Origin of the sequence: Flavobacterium sp., from assembly GCF_024710485.1 — a bacterium.
Lineage (GTDB): Bacteria > Bacteroidota > Bacteroidia > Flavobacteriales > Flavobacteriaceae > Flavobacterium.
This window is the reverse complement of sequence record NZ_JANJUQ010000016.1, coordinates 42,977-64,834: the sequence shown is the minus strand read 5'-3', so window position 1 is coordinate 64,834 and position 21,858 is coordinate 42,977. Positions and strand designations below refer to the sequence as shown.

Genomic DNA, 21,858 nt, shown 5'->3' with positions numbered 1-21,858 from the left:
TTTTGGCTTACTAAAAATACCTGACAGCCACTGGCTGTCCTCCTTTTAACTTCAAATATGGAAAAATTTCAACTTTCACTACTCTTTAAAATCATCGGCATTGGTTCGGCTTCCGGATTGGTGTACCACGAGGAAAAACTTTACCTCATTTCCGACAACAGCACTTTTCTGTACGAATATTCGATTCCGACTGACAAACTGAACAAAATCGCTCTCGTCGAAAACGCGCAGGACAACATCGCCAAAAAAGACAAACCCGATTTTGAAGCCATCGCTTTAAAAGGAAACGACTTGGTGCTGTTGGGTTCGGGTTCAACCCAAAACCGAAACATGATTTGCAATTACTCCATTCCAACCGGAAAAATCCAAAAGAATAATATCGGCAGTATTTATCAAAAAATAAAGCAAAAGTTTTCCATCACTGATGACGAATTGAACATTGAAGGTTTGATTATGGACGGTAATATGATTTACTTTTTTCAAAGAGGTAATGGCGCTGCCGGAAAGAACGCTATCATTTTTGCTAAAGACACGCCAACCGAACAAAAATTTGAATATATAACATTCGACTTACCCAAAATCAAAAACGTTCCAGCCACTTTTACCGATGCAGTTTTAGTCAACGACACTATTTACTTCTTGGCTTCTGCCGAAGATACGACCTCAACGTATTTGGATGGTGAAGTCTTGGGCAGTATCATCGGTACCATCGACTTAAAAACCATGACACTGACCGGTTCGGTTCAAATCAGCGATACAAATAAGTTCGAGGGCTTAACACCCTACAAACAAACCGAAAAAGAAATTGAATTTTTACTTTGCGAAGACACAGATTCGGAAGTTTTGGAATCTGATATTTATAAATTAGTTCTTAATAAAACAGAATAAACTGATTACTGAGACTGCGACTGAAAACTTTTTTTACTCCTCGTCCCAACCTTTTTCTAAAATCCATGCTCTTTACTCATAAAGACACCCATAGTGATAAACGAAACACTCATAGCAGCCTGTAAAAAAATGCAACGCGATGCACAGCGGGAAGTATATAGTTATATGTCGCCCAAGCTTTATCGTACTTGCAAACGGTATTTAAAAAAGGAAGAGGAGATTGAAGAAGTATTGGCCGATGCCTTTTACACCATCTTTACCAAACTCGACCAATTAAAGGAAACCGGCGCCTTCGAAGCCTGGGCTCGAAAAATTACAGTCAACCAATGTTTGCTGCAATTAAAACGCAACGTGAATTTTAATTTGTATTTAGAGGAAACGGCTTTCAGCATCCAACCGCAAAGTGCACAGGAAACGCCTTTGGAAGAAGAAGACTTGCTCAATTTACTCAATTTAATTCCGGAAGGTTGTAAAACCATTTTCAATTTGTTTGTCATTGAAGGGTACGGTCACAAAGAAATTGCCGTTATGCTCAACATTTCGGAAGGCACCTCTAAGTCGCAATTGAATGCTGCCAAAACAAAGTTGAAACATTTAGTCAACAATCTGTATTATCAAAAAGCAAAGTAGTCATGGAACATCAAGATATTTTTAACCAATTCAAAAAAGCCGCCGACAAGGCAGAGTCGCCCGAATTTGCTTCGATGGAGCAAGTTTGGTCCCGAGTGGAAGCCAAACTCGACCAAAAAGAGTTAAAGCAAGAAACAGCTCTTTGGAAAAAATGGGCCATCGCGGCTTCGCTCTTACTGATCGGAACTTTAGGGTATCAATTCCTGAAAAAGGATGCGCAAGTTGTAAATACCAATGAAATCATCGTACAAAAAGATTCAGTTCCGCAAACCAATTCAGAGGTTGAAGACGCGATAACTTCTGAAGAGACAGCCCATCCGGCTATAAAACCGGAAGCCGAAAGAATCTTAGAAAAACAAATCGTTTCGACACCGAAAGTCGCCACCGCAGAAACCGTATCAACGCCAAACCACTTAAATAATGACAGCATTTCCAATGGTATCACAGTTCCTACTGTCGCAGCGAGAAGTCATGTTTCTCAAAGTGCAGCTATACACGATGAGACCAAAACAATGGAAGTTTTCATCAATAAAGACAACAAAGTGTCCAATGCTAAAAAGGAAAAACCTTTATTGGTGTACAACAACGTAGCAGAAAACAAACAAACGGTGAAAGAAGTCGAAATGGACGAAATTGAATCCATAGTAGAACTCCCCGATCCGCTATACATCATTAATGGTGTAGAATACACTGAACAAGAATTATTCGGGCCCAACCCAACCAGTCCTTACACACCGCTTAACGAACAAGAAATCGACTCTATTACTGTACTGCAGCAGGAAAAAGCGATGGCCGCTTACGGGGAAAAAGGCAAAAAAGGCGTAGTCATCATCTCCACCAAAAACGGAAAACCGGCCGCCAAGAAACACAAATAAAATAGTCTAATCTTTTAAAATTCAACGTCATGAAAAATTTCAAAAAGTTTTCATTAGGCATCGCTATGCTTATAAGTTTCCTAAGTTTCGGACAGCAAAAAACTATTACCGGAACTGTGTCCGATAAAGCAGGCCCGCTACCGGGCGCCAATGTAGTGGTAAAAGGTACTTCAACCGGAACCCAAACCGATTTTGAAGGCAAATACACCATCAAAGCTACAGAAGGACAAGTTTTAGAGTTCAGCTATGTAGGCTACAATACTAAACAAATTAAAGTCGCCAAATCCAATGTTATTAATGTGGTTTTAGAAGAAGCGGTTACCTTGAATGAAGTGGTAATGGTGAGTCAGGGATATTCGAGAAAAAAATCAACGACTACTTCCCAAACAACCAAAAGCTACTCTAAATCATTACAAGGAAATACGCCCGGTTTACAAATCAGCCATAGTTCAGGAAATCCGGGCTCTTCAAAGTTTTTTATTCGAGGCTCTTCCTCAATAAGCGCTAGCAATCCTATCATCATCATTGACGGCGTTCCGGCAAAAGCAGAAGAGTATAGAAAACTTAAGCAAGAGGACGTCAGTAAAGTTAATGTCCTTAGAGATGCTGCCGCAACCGCTCTTTACGGCAATCGGGCAGCAACCGGTGTCATCGTAGTAGAAACGAAAAACGGGATACCACAAAAATTATCAAAAGAAGAGTTGGAAAAGAGACTTAAAGAAATCAACAATACCCATACGCCTACCGCGATTGAACCCGATGATGAAGATTACGGTAGCTTTGTAGAAAACGCTTTTGAGAGTCCGAAAGCCGCACCACTATCGACTTTTTCAATCGATGTGGACAATGCTTCTTACACCAATGTACGTCGTTTCATCAATATCGGCCGAACTGTTCCGATAGATGCCGTTCGTGTGGAAGAGATGGTGAATTTTTTCAAATACCAATACCCGCAACCAACCGGTCAACATCCGTTTTCTATCCATACCGAATACAGCGATTGTCCGTGGAATAAGACTAACAAATTAGTACGCATCGGCTTGCAAGGCAAAGACATTCCAACCGATAATTTGCCGAAATCAAACTTGGTGTTCCTGATTGATGTGTCCGGTTCTATGAGCGATGCCAACAAATTGCCGTTGCTGAAAGAATCGATGAAAGTTTTGGTAAACCAACTGAGAGACGAAGACAAAATTGCCATGGTCGTTTACGCCGGAGCTGCCGGATTGGTTTTACCGTCAACTTCCGGAAGCGATAAAAAAACTATTATTGACGCTTTAGACAAACTACAATCCGGTGGCAGTACTGCCGGTGGCGCGGGTATTGAATTGGCCTATAAAACCGCCGAAGAAAACTTTATCAAAGACGGTAATAACCGTGTGATTTTGGCTACCGACGGCGATTTTAACGTAGGCGCTTCTTCCGACAAAGACATGCAGACTTTGATTGAAGAAAAAAGAAAATCGGGTGTACTCTTAACTTGCTTGGGCTACGGCATGGGCAATTACAAAGACAGCAAATTAGAAACTTTAGCCGACAAAGGCAACGGGAATTACGCTTATATCGACAACATTCAGGAAGCCAATCGCTTTTTAGGGAAAGAATTCAAAGGCTCAATGTTTGCCATTGCCAAAGATGTAAAAATCCAAATCGAGTTCAATCCGGCACATGTGAAAGCGTACCGATTAATTGGCTATGAAAACCGAAAATTGCGCGCAGAAGATTTTAAAAACGATGCCATTGATGCCGGAGAATTGGGCAGTGGCCATACGGTTACGGCTTTGTACGAAATCATCCCGACTGATGCCAAAAGCGCCTTTTTTACCGAAGTTGACGAATTGAAATACGCCAAAGTGGAACCAAGCAAAACCCAATTTCAGGAGGAACTGGCAACTATCAAATTTCGCTACAAAAAACCCGATGGCGCCAAAAGCATTGAAATGGTGGAAGTCATTGCCAACAAAGCTACTGACTTGAAAAATGCTTCCAGCGGATTCAAATTCAGCACAGCGGTGGCTTGGTTCGGATTGAAATTGAGAGACTCGCAGTTGGTTACCGATAAATCTTCGGCAGCCATTGCACAATTAGCACGCGAAGGCTTGGCTTACGACCAAGATGGCTACAAAGCGGAGTTCATTCGTTTAGTTGAAGCCGTACAATAAAAAAGTTGGGTGTTTTTTTGGGTTTCAAAACCCGGTCGAATGCACAGCGGCAGGGTTTTGAAACCCGAACATACTATTTCCGAAAAAAAATCGTTTTCCTTTTAAATCAATCTCTCCTTCAAACATGAAAAAAATCATTTTATTACTGGTTGTCTTTAGTAGCGTTTTACTACACAGTCAAGAGAAAAACTTTATCGACAAACCTTATTTGGAAGTACATGGCAAAGCCGATACTTTGGTTACACCCAATCGCATTTACATTGATGTACTGATTTCCGAAAAAGACACCAAAGGCAAAAAATCGGTGGAAGAATTGGAAAACGAAATGCTCAACAAACTCCAATCATTAGGCATCGATACTGAGAAAAATGTGACGATGCAAGACATGATGAGCAACTACAAAAAGTTCTTCCTCAAACAAACCGACATCCAAAAAGCCAAGTCGTATTCGATTTTAGTGTATGACGCTAAAGCGACTGCCAAAGTATTTATCGGCTTGGAAGAAGTGGGCATTTCTAATGTAAGAATCGACAAATTGGAACATTCGGAAGAAGCCAAACTCCAATTACTCATGAATACCAAAGCGATGGAAAATGCCAAAGCGAATGCTGTCAGTTTTACCAAGCCATTGGGACAAAATATCGGAAAAGCATTGTTTGTTAGTCAGCATAAAAACGTTGCCTACCGTGGAAATGTCAATCAAATCAGAATTCGAGGATATGCCTCTGAAAGAAAATATGACGCTCAAAGTGACAAATACAATACTGAAATCGAATTCGAAAAAATTACTGTTACAAGTGAAGTTATCACGCGCTTTGCCTTAGAATAACAAATTGTGGTTATTTGTTCATGCAAAAACCCGCCTGGTTCATCGAACCAGACGGGTTTTGTTGTTTTATCTCTGTGTAACTAAAACTACTTCTCTATTTCCTTCAAACTCTCCATTTTCTTGTGCGCCAAGAAACCTTTAATATCTTCAAAATGTTCTTTCACGCGTTTGTTGCCGAATTCGAATACTTTCTCTGCCAAACCGTCTAAGAAATCACGGTCGTGCGACACCAAGATTAAGGTACCATCGAATTCTTTCAAAGCTTCTTTGATGATGTCTTTGGTCTTCATGTCTAAGTGGTTCGAAGGCTCATCGAGAATCAACAAATTCACCGGTTCCAACAATAATTTGATCATCGCCAAACGCGTTTTTTCACCACCGGAAAGCACTTTAACTTTCTTCTGAATGTCATCGCCTTGGAACATAAAAGCACCTAAGATGTTTTTAATTTGCGTACGAATATCGCCTACCGCAATTGCATCGATGGTTTCAAAAATCGTAGCATTTTCGTCTAACAAGGCTGCTTGATTTTGGGCAAAATACCCAATTTGACAATTGTGTCCGATTTCTACCGAACCGCCGTTGATTTCGATCTCTTTCATAATCGCCTTGATCATGGTCGATTTTCCTTCACCGTTTTTCCCGACAAAAGCTACTTTCTGACCACGCTCAATAACCAAATTGGCATCTTTAAAAATGACTTTATCGCCATACGATTTCTCCAAATCGCGTACAATAACCGGATATTGCCCCGAACGCACCGAAGGTGGAAATTTCAACTTCAACGCAGAATTATCTATTTCGTCTACCTCAACCAAGACTAATTTTTCCAACATGCGAACACGCGATTGCACTTGCTCTGTTTTCGAAAAAGTACCGCGGAAACGCTCGATAAACGCTTGGTTTTCGGCTATGAACTTTTGTTGCTCTTCGTAGGCTTTTTGTTGGTGAATGCGACGGTCTTTGCGCAATTCCAAATAATGCGAATACTTGGCTTTGTAATCGTAAATGCGACCCATCGTTACTTCTATGGTACGATTGGTAATGTTATCTACAAACGCACGGTCGTGGGAAATGACCATTACCGCTTTCGCCTGATTGATTAAGAAATCTTCCAACCACTGAATACTGTCCATGTCCAAGTGATTCGTCGGCTCGTCCAGCAAAATCAAATCGGGTTGCTTTAATAAAATTTTAGCCAACTCGATACGCATGCGCCAACCACCGGAAAACTCAGAAGTAGGACGTTGAAAATCGTCTCTTTCGAAACCTAAGCCTTTCAACACCTTCTCTACTTCGGCTTCGTAATTGACTTCTTCAATGGAATAATATTTCTCACTCAGTTCAGAAACGCGTTCAATCAACTTCATATACTCATCACTTTCGTAATCGGTACGAATGGTTAACTGCTCATTGATTTCGTCAATTTCAGCTTTCATTTTAAACACTTCGGCAAAGGCTTTCGACGCTTCTTCCATTACGGTGCAATTGTCGTCCATTAACAAATGCTGCGGCAAATAAGCGATAACGGCTTCTTTAGGCGCTGAAATATTTCCTCGTGTAGGTTTGTTTTGTCCGGCAACGATTTTAAGTAAGGTTGATTTTCCGGCACCATTTTTACCCATCAAGGCAATTTTATCGGTTTCGTTGATGGCGAAAGTTACCTCGCTGAACAAAGTAGTACCGCCAAACTCGACGGCTATGTCGTTAACTGTAATCATGTTAGATTGTTAGACTTCTTAGATTATTAGACTTCTTAGAATTTTGAAGGTGCAAAGATAGTTTAATTAAGCTATTGGAAATGTTACCAAATGAAAATTTGAATAGGAATGACGCTTTTCTGTTGGCAGAAAACTTAAATTTTAATAACAATAACGTTGTAATTGATTTGAATGGAAGACTAACCAGTTGTAATGTTTTATTTTTGTCCAGTATAACCGTAGATTTTAAGTATGCCGTTATTTGATTACAGCTTTTTGAGCAAAATTTTACCCAAAGCCAAAATCAAGAAAGGATTTCGAAAAGCGAAAAAATCCTATTTGAACCGTGTGCGTTTGGCGACCTCATTATTCTTCTTCGGAATGGGATTTTGCTTTGCTACTTGGGCTAGTCGGATTCCGGATATCAAATCGGCTCTACAATTGAGCGAAGCGGATTTAGGCACTTTACTTTTTGTTATGCCTATCGGACAATTGTTTGCCATGCCTTTCTCGGGAAAAATTGTAACCCGTTATGGCAGTCGAGCCATTACAATTTTGGGATTGATTTTGTATGCGGCTTGCTTACCCTTAATTGGTTTGGCGGCGGAAAAATGGCAGTTGGCCGTTGGCTTGTTTCTATTCGGACTGTTTGGCAATTTTTGCAATATTGCGGTGAATACACAAGGGGTTTACACCCAACAATTGTTCGACAAACCTATAATTGGTTCCTTTCACGGATCCTGGAGTTTGGCCGGATTTTGCGGTGCGCTCACCGGTTTGCTGATGCTGGCTTTGGAGTTGAGTGTGTTCCAACACTTCGGAATAGCTTTCGTATTGGTTTTAATTATCATCGCTACCAATCAAAAGTTCATGATTAAAGCTAAGGTAAAACAAGAAACAGAAAATACAACCTATTCATTTTGGAAAAATCCCGATAAAAACTTGCTCTTGTTAGGTGTGATTTGTTTTTGCGGGATGGCCAGCGAGGGTATTATGTTTGACTGGAGCGGTGTGTATTTTAAAGAAATCATCAAAGCTCCGGGTGCGTTGGTTGTTTTGGGTTACACTACCTTTATGATTAGTATGGCTTTGGGACGATTTTTAAGCGATTTTTTAGTGGCCCGATACGGTGCCAGAAAAGTTTTGATGGTAAGCGGATTAGTAATCTCAGCCGGATTGTACAGCGCCGTTTTATGGCCTTATTTGATTCCGTGTACGATAGCTTTTATGTTGGTAGGATTTGGTGTTTCTAATGTGGTGCCGATTATTTTTAACGTAGCCGGAAATAATGAAAATGTGCCTACAGGTATTGCGCTGACCATAGTCACCAGTATCAGTTTCTTGGGATTTTTGATGGGACCACCGCTGATTGGTTACATAGCCGAATTGACCAGCTTGAAGCACTCTTTTGCGATTATCGGAATATTTGGGGTTTTGGTGTCGCTGTTGGTTTGGCGATTGAAAGTCATTAAATAACTTAGATACTCATTCGGAACTCCTCAATCACCGGATTGGCTTTGTGGAAGTCGGTTTCATGAATAAACAATTCTACCGGTTTGTCGGCCGAGATACTCGGCAATACATTCGACTGATTGTTGTTCCGAACTACCACATTGATGTTGGCTGCTTCGAGTTTGTCTTTTAAAATAACGGCTAGAATTTCGTTGCCGGAAAATATTTTGATTAATCCCATTTTTTTGAATTACGAATTTCGAATTATGAATTATGACAATTATTCTTCCATTTCGAAGAAAGTTGGTTCTATCATTACTTTATCGGCTAACACCTCTACCCTTTCGGTGATTTGTGAACAGAAGAACAAGCGTTGGGTTTTCTCGATACTTTGAGACAAACGCAAAACAACGGCATCCAAACGGTTTCGGAACAAAATATCGGCATCGTCAACCACAAACATCCTGATGGTATTGCTATTGAAGCCGGCAGAAGAAAACATGGCGTTGATTTTATTAGGGGTTCCGATTAAAATGTCTAAGCCCATCGAGACAATATTTTTGTCGTAATCGATGTCGCCTTTGTCGTGCACGCCGTAAATGCTCAAATCGTGGTAGGTGCCGAGTTTCAGAAACAATTCTTCCATTTCTTGTACACGCTCTTTGTTTTCTACCAATATCAAGGCTCGGGTACTTTCGCCCACCGATTTTTCCAAACGCTGGATCACATTCAGCACGATAGTCGTTGTTTTCCCGGTTCCCGCAGGCGATTGAATTACCGCATCAGCACCACTTTTAATAGTTGAGAAGGTTTCCTGCTGGATCTCATTGGCTTCGGTCAAACCGTTTTCGATGAGTGCTTTTTGGAGATTGGGGTTTATTTTTTTTAGGTTCATCGTTTTAGTTCTAGGTTGTAAGTTCTAAGTTCTAAGTTAAAACAACCTACAACTTAGAACGTATAACTATATTATTTACTGGCAAACAAGGTCACATCGGTTTCCGAAATTTCGTTGCCACCAAGGATAATCAATCGTTCGACAACGTTTCTTAATTCACGGATATTTCCGGTCCAATCGTATTCTTGTAATAATTTGATGGCGTCTTTGGAGAAGACTTTAGGCGCATTGCCTTGCTCTTCAGCAATCTTTACGGCGAAGTGTTCGATTAACAACGGAATATCGTCACGTCGGTCATTTAAGGCCGGCACTTTAATTAAGATAACCGCCAAACGATGGTACAAATCCTCACGGAAACGACCTTCGGCGATTTCTTTTTTCAAGTCTTTATTGGTTGCCGCGATGACACGCACATTGATTTTAATGTCTTTATCGGCGCCGACTCTTTGAATCAAACTTTCCTGTAAAGCACGTAATACTTTGGCTTGGGCCGATAAACTCATGTCGCCTATTTCATCTAAGAAAATGGTTCCGCCATCGGCTGCTTCGAATTTACCGGCGCGGTCTTTTACGGCCGAAGTAAAGGCGCCTTTCACGTGACCGAACAATTCGCTTTCGATTAATTCAGAGGGAATGGCGGCGCAGTTCACCTCAATCATAGGGGCAGCGGCGCGTTCGCTTTTTTCGTGCAATTGATGCGCAACCAATTCTTTTCCGGTTCCGTTAGGTCCGGTGATTAGGACACGAGCGTCGGTTTGGGCGACTTTTTCAATCATTTGTTTGATTTGATTGATGGGCTCGCTTTCGCCAATGATTTCGTAGTTTTTGGAAACTTTTTTCTTGAGGATTTTATTTTCCACCACCAATTGTTTTTTGTCTAGGGCATTGCGAACGGTATTGAGTAAGCGATTCAAATCGGGTGGTTTGGAGATGTAATCGAAAGCACCTAAACGCATAGTGTTGACTGCGGTTTCTAAATCGCCGTGGCCGGAAATCATGACCATCGGTATTTCGGGTTTGATTTTTTTAACGGCTTCGAGCAATTCTTCGCCACTCATTTTGGGCATTTTGATGTCGCACAACACCAAATCGTAATCTTCGCTTTTGATTTTTTCAAAACCTTGTTTACCGTCTTCGGCTTCTTCAACGGTGTACGTGTCGCTTTCCTCGGTGAGTATTTTGGTCAATACCCTACGGATGGCAGCTTCGTCTTCGATGATTAGTATTTTGGGCATATTCTTTTTATTTCGAGTTTCGGGTTTCGAGTTTCGGGTTGGTTTGCACCAATTAACTCGAATGTTTTTAAGTGGATTACCTTCTAGCCCTGATTGGAGTGGAAATCCTTTTTTAAATGCCTAAGCGATTTAAAAAAGATTGCAACGGAAAGCAGGAATACGGTTTACTTTTAGCCCGATCTTTTCGCTCCTAATCAGTTTCGACAAAAATAAGATAATTTCACATTTGGCGCTTCATAAAAATAGATTTAATACTTTTACAACTTCAAATTGAAGCATTATGTCTACAGCTAAAAAAGATTACAAAAGAATTACGACCAAGTCCTTGTTTGATATGAAGGCCAACGGCGAAAAGATATCGATGTTAACGGCTTATGATTACACGATGGCGAAGATAGTTGATTCGGCCGGCGTGGATGTGATTTTGGTAGGTGATTCGGCCAGTAATGTGATGGCAGGTCATGAAACTACTTTGCCGATAACGTTAGACCAAATGATTTACCATGCCTCATCGGTGGTACGTGCCATTGATCGTGCGTTGGTGGTAGTAGATTTACCTTTTGGAAGTTACCAAAGTGACCCTAAAGAAGCCTTGCGCTCTGCCATCAGAATTATGAAAGAGAGTGGCGGTCACGCAGTAAAGTTGGAAGGCGGTAGCGAAATAAAAGAAAGCATCAAACGTATTTTAAACGCAGGTATTCCGGTGATGGGCCATTTGGGTTTGACACCGCAATCGATATACAAATTCGGAACTTACACTGTAAGAGCTAAGGAAGAAGCTGAAGCCGAAAAACTCATTGAAGATGCTAAATTGCTGGAAAGAATCGGTTGTTTTGCCTTGGTTTTGGAAAAAATTCCGGCCGCCTTGGCAGAAAAAGTGGCCAAAACAATTTCCATACCGGTTATTGGTATTGGTGCCGGTGGTGGTGTTGACGGGCAGGTGTTGGTGATTCACGATATGTTGGGTATGAACAATGAATTCAGCCCGAGATTTTTACGTCGTTACATGAACTTGTACGAAGGCATGACCCAAGCCATCGGACAATATGTGGATGATGTGAAGTCGCAGGATTTTCCGAATTCAAGCGAACAATACTAAGTCTAAGTCTTAACTCCATTTAGTCAGCCACAAATTACACCAATGAACACGAATTAATTTGTGGGAATCTGTGTAATTCGTGGCTAAATATTTTTAAATAACTGCGCTATAATAACCTCCAAATGAAAGTAGTTTCCACCAAAGATAACTTACAAGTTCTTCACGAAGACAACCATCTGATTGTGGTAAACAAACGTGTGGGCGATATTGTGCAAGGTGATAAAACCGGAGACAAACCTTTGTCGGACGTCGTTAAAGAATACATCAAAAAGAAATACAACAAACCGGGCGAAGTGTTCTTGGGTGTAGTGCATCGGTTGGACCGACCTACAACAGGTCTGGTTGTTTTTGCTAGAACCAGCAAAGCTCTAACTCGGTTAAACGAAATGTTCAGCAACAGAACCACTCAGAAAACCTATTGGGCTGTGGTGAAAAACAAACCACCAAAAGCCGAAGATACTTTGGTGCATTTTCTGAAGCGAAATCCGCAAAACAACACTTCCAAAGCGCACTTAAAAGAAGTAACCGACAGCAAAAAAGCGAGTTTGGATTATAAAATCATCAAAACACTGGACAATTACTTTGTCTTGGAAATCAACTTACATACCGGAAGACACCATCAAATCAGAGCGCAACTAGCTGCGATCGGTTGCCCTATTAAAGGCGATTTGAAATACGGTTTTGACCGCAGCAACCCGGACGGCGGGATTCATTTACATGCGCGTAAACTAGTGATTATACATCCTGTTACTAAAGAAACTTTAGTCCTTACTGCACCAACACCCAACGATGCGATTTGGAATGCAATATAAACTAAAATGCCTATTTTTACGTTTATGCTTGTATTAGGGTTTTTGGAAAACCAACTGTTATAACCTAAATCAATCTTACCTATGAAGAAAATCATTGTAATTACAGGTCTGCTTATCGGACTGAACACGGTAGCCCAAGAACATTATTCGGGCATCAGTACTTCTAATCGTGTTGGTATTTTGAATGCCAACATCAATCCGGCCGAATTGGCTAATTTGTCTAAAAAATTTGAAGTCAACATTTACGGCTTGAGTTTTAATTTGTCTAATAATAAAATTGCATTCAGTGATATTTCTTCAGATGCCGATTTTGAAACCCTAATCTTCCAGGGAAACAGCCCGGTAAATGCGCGAATTAATGCAGAAATCAATGGTCCAGGTTTAGCTGTTCGTTGGCAAAAATGGGGATTTGCCGTTAGTACCAAAGCATATGCAAAATTCGACATGGTTGATGTTGATCCAACCATTGGGAATGCCATTACCGGTGACAACATCATCTTAAATACTACCGCCTTGAATTTTTCAGGCAACCAACGCTTAAGCGGCACTTCGTATGGTGAAGTAGGATTATCAGCAGCTCGCACCTTTTTTGAAAATGAAAAACACCGATTTAGTGCGGGTGTAACCCTAAAACTATTATTTCCGGGATCGTATTCCAACTTCGGTTTGAGTGACCTGAACGGAACAGTTACTGAGAATGCTACCGGAGCTTACTTAACCACCAGTTCTCCGGCTACATTAAACATAGCTTACTCGGGAAATTTAGCGGATAGCTTTACCAATTTTGAAGACTACAGTAAATCCATCTTTGGCGGATTGAATGGTTTTGCCGGCGACATTGGACTGAATTACCAATGGAAAAAAGGCAAAGACTATCGAATAAACGCCGGTTTGGCTATTAGAAACATCGGAAGTATGACTTTTAAAGACAACAACAACTCCTCGACAAACTATGTTTTCTCTACACAAAATGCCGGACCTTTGGACTTGAGTTTGTTTGAAAATGTTGATAATTTAGGTGATGTAGAACAAGTACTTTTAGATGGAGACTATTTAACAAAAACCAGCGGTCAAAACGATTTCAAAGTCAAATTGCCGACTGTACTCTCTACTTACGCCGATTTCCGAATTGTCCCTAAGTTGTATGTAACGGCTTATTTGCAACAAAAAGTCAATGAAGATTCAGGGAACGATCAAATTAGTGTGCCGAATATTTTCAGTATTACACCAAGAGTAAATTTAGGGTTCTTTGAAACCTATGTTCCGGTAAGCTTTAACGAAATCTCCGGAACCAATATCGGTTTAGGCTTTAGATTGGGCGGATTTTACGTAGGCACCAGTTCGTTAGTGAGTGCTTTAGTAAGCGACAGTAAACAAGGTGATTTTTACACCGGATTCCGCTGGGCATTTTTGTAAAGAACAAACAATATTCTGTTTAAAAATCATATCTTAGCCTTGCTAATACTATTTAGTTATGATTTTTAAAACGGATTTGAATTACCGAAAACAAGCGTTACTGAAATTACTGCTTACCGTTCAAAAAAAAGAAACGGAAATCATTCAAGCCTTGTATGACGATTTTAAAAAACCGGCTTTTGAAGCGGTAGCAACGGAAACCAGTTATATTGTTTCCGAATTAAAATACACTATAAAAAATTTGAATAATTGGGCAAAACCTCAACGGGTTTTGCCTTCTTTTTTGAATTTTCCGTCATCTGACTTCATTTACAAAGAGCCTTACGGTAAGGTTTTGATTATGGCGCCTTGGAATTATCCTTACCAACTGGCATTGGCCCCTTTAATTGCGGCTATTGCTGCCGGAAATCAAGTCGTAGTGAAACCTTCGGAATTGGCCGTTAATACGTCGAGAGTGATTGCGGAAATCATCGCTGAAAGTTTTGAGGAGCAACATGTGCAGTGTGTTTTAGGCGGTGTTGAAGTATCCCAAAACTTATTGTCACAACGTTGGGATTATATCTTTTTCACCGGAAGTGTGGCCGTAGGAAAAATTGTGGCCAAAGCCGCTGCAGTACATTTAACACCGGTTACATTGGAATTAGGCGGCAAAAATCCTTGTATTATTGATGAGACAGCCGACTTGAAATTGGCTGCCAAAAGGATTGTTTGGGGCAAGTTTTTGAATGCCGGACAAACGTGTATAGCGCCGGATTATCTACTAGCCCATGAACATATCAAACCAAAACTGATTGCATATCTGAAAGCAGAAATCACATTGGCTTATGGCGAAAACCCGCAGGATTCACCTGATTTTCCGAGAATCATCAATGAAAAAAACTGGAAGCGACAGTTGCAACTTTTAGAAAACCAAACTGTAATTTTTGGCGGACAATCGGCTATAAGCGATTTTTATTTGGCACCGACTTTACTGGATGAACCGCCTTTAGACAGTTTGGTAATGCAGGAAGAAATCTTTGGCCCGATTTTACCGATTTTAAGCTATGATTCGGAAGCAGACTTAGATAAAATCATCTCGAGATATGAAAAACCCTTGTCGCTATATATCTTCACGCAACAAAATTCGTTTGCCGAAAAAATCATCGACCGATTTTCTTTTGGTGGCGGTTGTGTCAATGATACTGTAATTCATTTTGCCAATAAGCGACTGCCTTTTGGCGGCGTTGGCCACAGTGGCATTGGTGCGTATCACGGCAAGCTAAATTTTCAATTATTCTCTCACCAAAAAGCGATTGTAAAGAAAGCCAATTGGCTTGACATCCCTTTAAAGTACGCTCCATACCAGGGAAAATTACAATCGCTGAAAAAAATGTTAAAATGGTTTTCTTAATCTAGCCATTATTAAAAAATAAAGAGTATTTTTATTTTTGTTTTGTGGGAATCTCTTAGAGAAAAAACAACATCTCTTATTTGTTTAATTTTGGTTAAAACTTTACTGTAAGTGGAAAATTTATTTTCATTTGGCAATACTGTTAACAGCTATATTGTCATAGCGTTGTTATTGATTGTGATGTGCTTATTTTACTTGGCCATCCAAAAGACTTTACAGAAAAAGTTAACTTTAACCCATTCTAATGGGGATGACTTCGAACCGAGGGAAGAGCAATTCCGGATTTATTCCTTGTTTTTCGGCATCACTTTACCGCTTATTGAAACTATAGTCAATTTTTTTGAAGTCAGAGCCAATAATCATTTGGCCATAAACTTCTCGGTTGGAGCATTGTTGCTTGCACTCTTTTTTTTAACCAAAAAATCTTCTCTACTTTATAAAAAAATCAAAATTATTTTTCCAGTAATATACCTTACTTATTTTTGTTTTATAACATATGCCGTTTTCTTTCAATCTTTTGAAATGACTTCTTATGTAACGTTGATTATATGTTTATTCCTATCTTATTTTGTACTCAAAAACATCCAGCAATATTGGATTTTTGTTGGTGCTGTTTTACTGTTTTTAATCAGCTGCTACAAACTTGAATTGGCAGACACTAAATTAATAGTTCTTCTCTCTTGCGCCTTGATTGCCATTGTTGCCATACACATTTCAAGACATTTAGCATTAATAGAAACCAAAAACAAATTTATCTTCTCCAATATAGTGGTCAACAATGGAAATTCTTTAATTATGACCACCAATAAAAAGGGAGAGGTGTCTTTTTGCAGTGAATCCGTGGAGGCTATTTTGGGATATAAAGCCGAGGAAGTTTTGGGAATGCGTTTTTGGCAATTAACTGAAGATTCAGAATTCATAGGGGAAGCTTATCATCAATCTTTTGTGGATGATCGCTCTTACACTCGCAAGTTAAAATGTAAAAACGGTGAGTATAAGTTTATTCAGTGGAAAGATAAAAAATATTCGGATGACATCATTATCGGAATCGGTCAAGACGTAACCGAGCAAGTTAAAATCAAAGATCAATACAGAAGCTTGATTGAATCGGCAGCGGATTTAATTTATGAAATTGACTTGGCAGCAACCGTTACCTATGTCAATCAATTTACCGGAAAAACATTAGGTTATGAGCGGGAAGAGATTCTCGGCAAACACTTTTCCAACTTTGTGCGAAACGACTATTTAGAGTATGTGACAGCCTTTTATAATGATACCCCAAAAGAAGCGGAAGAATTCAGTGATTTAGTCTTTCCGCTAATTAAAAAAGACGGTGATACTATTTGGGTATCTCAAAAAGTTACCTTGAAGAAAGATGAAACCGGTAGTATTCAAGGTTACTCGGCAATTGCACGTGATATTACCTTGGTAAAAAATCTGGAAATAGAACACTATAATCGCAGCAAAAAAGTACGCATTCATAACGAAACACTAAAGGTTTTAACTTCTCAAAGTTATTCCAACAAAGATACTTTCTACGGTATCTTGAAAAATATATTGAAAGTAGCTTCTACCAATTGCGGTATTGACCGAGTTAGCTATTGGTCAAGTTTACCCGAAGGCATCAAATGCGAAAGCATGTATTATTTGCAAAGCGATCGTTTCGAAAAGAATTTTTTTGTTGAAAACACCAGATATCCGATTTACTTTTCTCATTTAAATTCGGGCTTGCAGATAGTTGCCTCAAATGTTTATAACAATTCTATAACCCAAGAACTTTGCGTTGAGTATTTGCCAAAACATAAAATTATGTCGTTGTTAGATACTCCGATTTTCATTAACGGAAAAATCATAGGTATTCTTTGTTTTGAGAAAACCGATACCCCTATTGAATGGGATAACGAAGACATTAACTTCTCCCGCTCGATAGCCGATTTGATTGCCATCGCTATTGAATCACAATTGCTTCTAGAATCCGATAAAAAATTGTCTTACAAGAGTGAAATACTGACGGTAATTAGTAAAAACATTGATAAATTTTTATTAAACAAAGATACTGATGAAATTCTGAAAGGCATTGTTAAAGAAATCGGAAAGGTACTTAAAGTAGATAAAATATCTTTCTTTGCCAAAAAAGACAATGATACCGGTTTTTATCAAAGACACCGATGGATTGCCTCAGAATTTGGTTTTACTACTCCGAATGATGCCTTACAAAACATCACTCATGAACTAATTTCTCATGTACTGAAGCAAATGGAGGAAAATTTCTATTATGCTGCCGTAGTCCGAAAAATTAAAAATGAACCTACCAGAAACCTACTGGAAAGTTTAAATGTTAAATCAGTCCTTTTCTTACCCATTTTTGTTAAAAACAAACTACAAGGTTTTTTAGTTTTTGATGATTCAACTATTGAAAGAGAATGGTCTATAGATGAAATTACAATTCTACAATCTCTGGCCAATAATATCTCTTCTGCTTTCGAAAGAAATATCAACGAAGCAATAATTCACGAAAGCGAAGAAAAGTTCCGATTACTGGCGAACAATATTCCGGGAACCGTTCATTTATCCAAATACGATGAAAAATGGTCAAAGGTTTACCTCAACGACGAAATTGAAAAACTAACCGGTTATACCAAAGAAGATTTCTTGCAAAATAAGGTTTTTTACATCGATTTGGTCCATCCTGATGATTTGGACATAGTTAGGAAAAAGGCTAATGAACTCTTCAAGGAAAAACAAAAAATCCATTTAATCTACCGAATTATCAATAAATCGGGGCAATCTATATGGGTGGAAGAATTTGGCGAACCAATCTTTAAAGACGGGGAAATCGTTTATATCGTTGGGATTTTCATCGACATTACTCAAAGAATGGAAGCCGAAGAAGCTATCAAAGCTAAGAATTATGCTGAAGCCGCTAACCGAGCCAAGTCGGAATTCCTGGCCAACATGAGTCACGAAATCCGCACACCATTAAACGGCATTATTGGTTTCACCGAATTATTGATGAACACCAACTTGGAAAGCATCCAAAAAAAATACATGGACACCATCAATCAGTCGGCCAACTCATTAATGGAAGTCATCAATAACATCCTGGATTTCTCAAAAATAGAATCAGGTAAACTCGAACTCAACATAGAAAAAATAAACTTGTCTGAGCTGTTACATCAAGTTGTTGATTTAATTCAATACGAAGCCGAACATAAAAATTTAACCCTTCGATTGACCATAGACAAAGAAGTCCCGCAATTCGTATGGTTGGATTACATCCGAATCAAGCAAATCTTAATTAATTTGTTAAGTAACGCCATTAAATTTACCGAGAAAGGCAGTGTCGATTTAACCGTAAAATTGATAAAAAAAATTGACGAACGTAAAGTACAATTGCTGTTTGCTGTTGTAGATACCGGAATCGGAATTCATGAAAATAACCAACAAAAAATATTTGAAGCTTTTTCCCAAGAAGACAATTCAACTTCTAAAAAATTCGGCGGAACAGGCCTGGGTCTTACCATTTCCAACCAACTTTTAAGTCTAATGCACAGCCATTTAGATTTAAAAAGCGAACTTGGAAAAGGCAGTGAATTCAGTTTTATTTTAGAAGTTAATTATTCCAACGAAGCTGATGATAACAATAAAACAGCAGATAAAATAACCGCAAATCATGATAACAATACCGTAATCACTAACGAAAATAAATTGGTTTACATTGTAGAAGACAATAAAATCAATATGTTACTGGCCAAGACATTGGTGAAACAAATATTGCCAAATGCCGAAATCATTGAACTCCAAAACGGTAAGGAAGCATTGGAAAAAACAGAAAGTTTACGACCGGATTTGATTTTAATGGACATCCAAATGCCTATTATGAATGGTTATGAATCAACAGTAGCCATTCGAAAATTACCTCAGGCAGAGAGAATTCCGATTATAGCTTTGACAGCCGGAACGGTTTTAGGTGAGAAGGAAAAATGCATAGAATACGGTATGAATGATTATATTCCGAAGCCAATCGACAAAGAGGTTTTGGAAAAAATCATCCGAGAAGTCATGAAACTCAATTAAACCCTTTGCTTATGAAATGGGATAAAAAAGAAAGCGGCAATTTTGAAGACCGCAGAGGCATGTCGGGCGGCGGTAAAGCAGTGCTGGGCGGCGGAATCATCGGTATTATTGTTTTATTGCTGAATATGTTCGGTGGAGAAACCGGTCAAACTATCGGTACCATTATCGAACAAACCCAAGGCAGTCAAACACAAACCGAAGCTACCCAAACCCGAGAACTTTCGGCAGAAGAAAAAGAATTAGGAGAGTTTGCCAAAGCTTGTTTTGTGTATAACAATGAAACTTGGGCCACAATTTTTCAGGAAAACAACATCGATTTTGAAGAGCCTGGCATGGTGCTTTTTGACGATGGCGTAAATACCGCTTGCGGAAGCGCTACTTCGGCTGCCGGACCTTTTTACTGTCCGAGCGACAAGAAAATATATATGGATTTGCGATTTTTTGAAGAACTGAAAAACCGTTTTGGCGCTAAAGGCGGTGATTTTGCCATTGCTTATGTCATTGCGCACGAAATGGGACATCATTTGCAAACCATTTTGGGAACTTCCGGAAAAGTGCGACAATTACAACAAAGAAAAAGTGAAAAAGAGGCCAATAGACTTTCCGTTGGATTAGAGTTACAAGCCGACTTTTATGCCGGTGTTTGGGCACATTACAACAAGAATCTCTTAGAAGCAGGCGATATTGAAGAAGCATTAAGCGCTGCCAATGCGGTTGGCGACGATGCTATACAAAGTAGAATGCAAGGCCGTGTAACACCCGACAGTTTTACACACGGTACTTCGGAACAGCGCATGTATTGGTTCAAAAAAGGCTATCAGTCGGGCGACATTAAACAAGGTGATACTTTCTCAGCAGTATTAGATTGAAAATAAGCAATTATTTTAGGTAAAAATCACAATTCAAAAAATAAAGCTTTTGTTTTTTGCAATAATCACAAATCGTGTTTATAGACTCAATTTTAAAGACAATTTCAAAGTATTTTGAGCTTGTCTTTTTTAATTTTGTTTGGCAAAAAATTGAATAAAATGAAAGTAGGCATCCACAGTATTGCATTTGACATTCCACAACTATATTTACCGATAACCGCCTTAGCCGAAGCTAGAAATATTGAGGCCGACAAACTCATCAAAGGACTTGGATTACTAAAAATGAGTTTTCCTGATGTACACCAAGATGTAGTAACTATGGCTTCTAATGCGGCTTTGAAACTCATCCGTCAGGAAAATATTAAGCCCAATGAAATCAGCCGAATTTATGTGGGAACCGAAAGTGGCGTTGACAGTTCCAAACCAGTTGGCTCCTATGTTTTGTCTAATTTAGAAAGTGTTTTGGGCACAGGCAGTTTCAGAAATTGCGACGCAGTCGATTTGACTTTTGCGTGTATCGGTGCCGTAGACGCCTTGCAGAATTGTTTGGATTATATCCGCCTAAATCCAACCAAAAAAGCTATTGTTATTGCTTCTGATAATGCCAAATACGATTTGAACTCAACTGGAGAATACACCCAAGGTGCCGGTTCCATAGCGATGTTGATTACTTCAAATCCGAACATCCTGAGTTTTCCAAACGCTGTTGGAGTAGCCACTGAAGGCGTATTCGATTTTTTCAAACCAAGAAGAACCGTTAGTAAAGCAACTATAACGGCAACTGAAGAAAATCCGGAATGGCAAGGCGTATTGGAAAATGAAATTGCCATTTACAAAGAGCAACCGGTATTCGACGGACAATATTCCAACCAATGTTATATCAATCGTATTACAGAAGCCTACGAACACTTTAAAACAGAGAGTGAACAACAAGGAAAGATATACGAAAATTGGACCAACATCCTAATGCATCTTCCCTACTGTTTCCAAGGCAGAAGAACCTTTATTGAAATATTTGCTAAAGAAAATCCGGAGCTGTTGGCCGCACAAATTGGCGAAACAGTTAAGGATAAAGTAAAAGCGTTGGCTAAAAGTGAGGAATACCTCAGCTTGGTACAGGCAAAAATCCAACCTTCCGAAATAGCTTCCGGTCAAGTGGGCAACATCTACACCGGTTCGATTTTCTTGGGTATGCTGTCTACTTTGTGCTATCATTACCAACAGAAAACCGATTTAGCTCATCACAAATTAGGTTTCATTGCTTACGGCAGTGGTTCCAAATCCAAAGTGTTCGAAGCGGAAGTTGCACCTCAATGGCAATCGGCCATCGCAAAAGTAAAACTCTTTAAAACGCTGGAAACTTGTCAAGCGATAGATTTCTCAACTTACGAAAAACTGCATAAAAAGGAATTGAAAACCTCAGTGATTCAACCGAGGGAAGAATTCTATTTGGACAGAATCGAAAAAGAAAATCCGGTCTTGATTGGCGCGCGATACTACAATTACTGTGACTGAGACTGCAAACTAAA

General features: G+C 39.4%; 17 protein-coding genes. 13 read left to right on the top strand and 4 right to left on the bottom strand.

Annotated elements, in window-relative coordinates; all coding sequences use genetic code 11:
* Positions 1-57: 57 nt before the first annotated feature.
* The 5 genes from Q0M21_RS03555 to Q0M21_RS03535 all read left to right on the top strand — a co-directional run bounded on the left by Q0M21_RS03555 (position 58) and on the right by Q0M21_RS03535 (position 5,384).
* A complete protein-coding gene (locus tag Q0M21_RS03555) occupies positions 58-888 on the top strand; it encodes a hypothetical protein (RefSeq protein ID WP_295334800.1) in 831 nt (276 codons plus the stop codon).
* A gap of 129 nt (positions 889-1,017) precedes the next feature.
* Positions 1,018-1,518 (top strand): sigma-70 family RNA polymerase sigma factor, encoded by a 501-nt coding sequence (locus tag Q0M21_RS03550; protein WP_295334799.1) that lies wholly within the window; start codon positions 1,018-1,020, stop codon positions 1,516-1,518.
* A 2-nt stretch (positions 1,519-1,520) separates the two neighbouring features.
* Positions 1,521-2,393 carry a hypothetical protein gene (locus tag Q0M21_RS03545; RefSeq protein WP_295334797.1) on the top strand — a complete coding sequence of 291 codons (873 nt, stop codon included), beginning with the start codon at positions 1,521-1,523 and terminating at the stop codon, positions 2,391-2,393.
* Positions 2,394-2,422: 29 nt separating this feature from the next.
* Positions 2,423-4,555, top strand: a complete 2,133-nt coding sequence (locus Q0M21_RS03540; RefSeq protein ID WP_295334795.1) for a von Willebrand factor type A domain-containing protein — start codon at positions 2,423-2,425, stop codon at positions 4,553-4,555.
* Positions 4,556-4,679: 124 nt separating this feature from the next.
* Entirely contained in the window at positions 4,680-5,384 is a 705-nt protein-coding gene (locus Q0M21_RS03535) for an SIMPL domain-containing protein (RefSeq protein ID WP_295334793.1), read from the top strand.
* Between the two features lie 86 nt (positions 5,385-5,470).
* Here the strand turns inward: Q0M21_RS03535 and Q0M21_RS03530 are convergent, their stop codons facing one another.
* Entirely contained in the window at positions 5,471-7,105 is a 1,635-nt protein-coding gene (locus Q0M21_RS03530; protein WP_295334791.1) for an ABC-F family ATP-binding cassette domain-containing protein, read from the bottom strand.
* Between the two features lie 231 nt (positions 7,106-7,336).
* On the opposite strand from Q0M21_RS03530, the gene Q0M21_RS03525 reads away from it, so the two are divergent.
* Positions 7,337-8,560 (top strand): MFS transporter, encoded by a 1,224-nt coding sequence (locus Q0M21_RS03525; RefSeq protein WP_295334789.1) that lies wholly within the window; start codon positions 7,337-7,339, stop codon positions 8,558-8,560.
* Between the two features lies 1 nt (position 8,561).
* Here the strand turns inward: Q0M21_RS03525 and Q0M21_RS03520 are convergent, their stop codons facing one another.
* From Q0M21_RS03520 to Q0M21_RS03510, 3 genes are all read right to left on the bottom strand, one after another.
* Positions 8,562-8,777: a DUF2007 domain-containing protein gene (locus tag Q0M21_RS03520; protein ID WP_295334787.1), complete on the bottom strand. Its 216-nt coding sequence runs from the start codon at positions 8,775-8,777 to the stop codon at positions 8,562-8,564.
* 39 nt (positions 8,778-8,816) lie between these two features.
* Positions 8,817-9,431 (bottom strand): DEAD/DEAH box helicase, encoded by a 615-nt coding sequence (locus tag Q0M21_RS03515; RefSeq protein WP_295334785.1) that lies wholly within the window; start codon positions 9,429-9,431, stop codon positions 8,817-8,819.
* Between the two features lie 71 nt (positions 9,432-9,502).
* Positions 9,503-10,666: a sigma-54 dependent transcriptional regulator gene (locus tag Q0M21_RS03510; protein ID WP_295334783.1), complete on the bottom strand. Its 1,164-nt coding sequence runs from the start codon at positions 10,664-10,666 to the stop codon at positions 9,503-9,505.
* Positions 10,667-10,946: 280 nt separating this feature from the next.
* Between Q0M21_RS03510 and panB the strand changes: the two genes are divergently transcribed.
* The 7 genes from panB (at position 10,947) to Q0M21_RS03475 (ending at position 21,844) form a co-directional block, all read left to right on the top strand.
* Entirely contained in the window at positions 10,947-11,765 is an 819-nt protein-coding gene (gene panB, locus Q0M21_RS03505; protein WP_295334781.1) for a 3-methyl-2-oxobutanoate hydroxymethyltransferase, read from the top strand.
* A 122-nt stretch (positions 11,766-11,887) separates the two neighbouring features.
* Positions 11,888-12,577 (top strand): RluA family pseudouridine synthase, encoded by a 690-nt coding sequence (locus Q0M21_RS03500; protein ID WP_295334780.1) that lies wholly within the window; start codon positions 11,888-11,890, stop codon positions 12,575-12,577.
* Positions 12,578-12,658: 81 nt separating this feature from the next.
* Entirely contained in the window at positions 12,659-13,993 is a 1,335-nt protein-coding gene (locus Q0M21_RS03495; protein WP_295334779.1) for a hypothetical protein, read from the top strand.
* A gap of 58 nt (positions 13,994-14,051) precedes the next feature.
* The gene (locus tag Q0M21_RS03490) at positions 14,052-15,383 is read left to right on the top strand and encodes an aldehyde dehydrogenase (RefSeq protein WP_295334777.1); all 1,332 of its coding nucleotides are present in this window, start codon (positions 14,052-14,054) and stop codon (positions 15,381-15,383) included.
* Positions 15,384-15,494: 111 nt separating this feature from the next.
* On the top strand, positions 15,495-19,460 hold the full coding sequence (locus tag Q0M21_RS03485) for a PAS domain S-box protein (RefSeq protein WP_295334775.1): 3,966 nt from the start codon (positions 15,495-15,497) through the stop codon (positions 19,458-19,460).
* A gap of 11 nt (positions 19,461-19,471) precedes the next feature.
* A complete protein-coding gene (locus Q0M21_RS03480) occupies positions 19,472-20,329 on the top strand; it encodes a neutral zinc metallopeptidase (RefSeq protein ID WP_295334773.1) in 858 nt (285 codons plus the stop codon).
* Positions 20,330-20,488: 159 nt separating this feature from the next.
* Complete coding sequence (locus tag Q0M21_RS03475) at positions 20,489-21,844, top strand: hydroxymethylglutaryl-CoA synthase (protein ID WP_295334771.1); 1,356 nt, start codon at positions 20,489-20,491, stop codon at positions 21,842-21,844.
* The last annotated feature ends 14 nt before the right edge of the window (positions 21,845-21,858 follow it).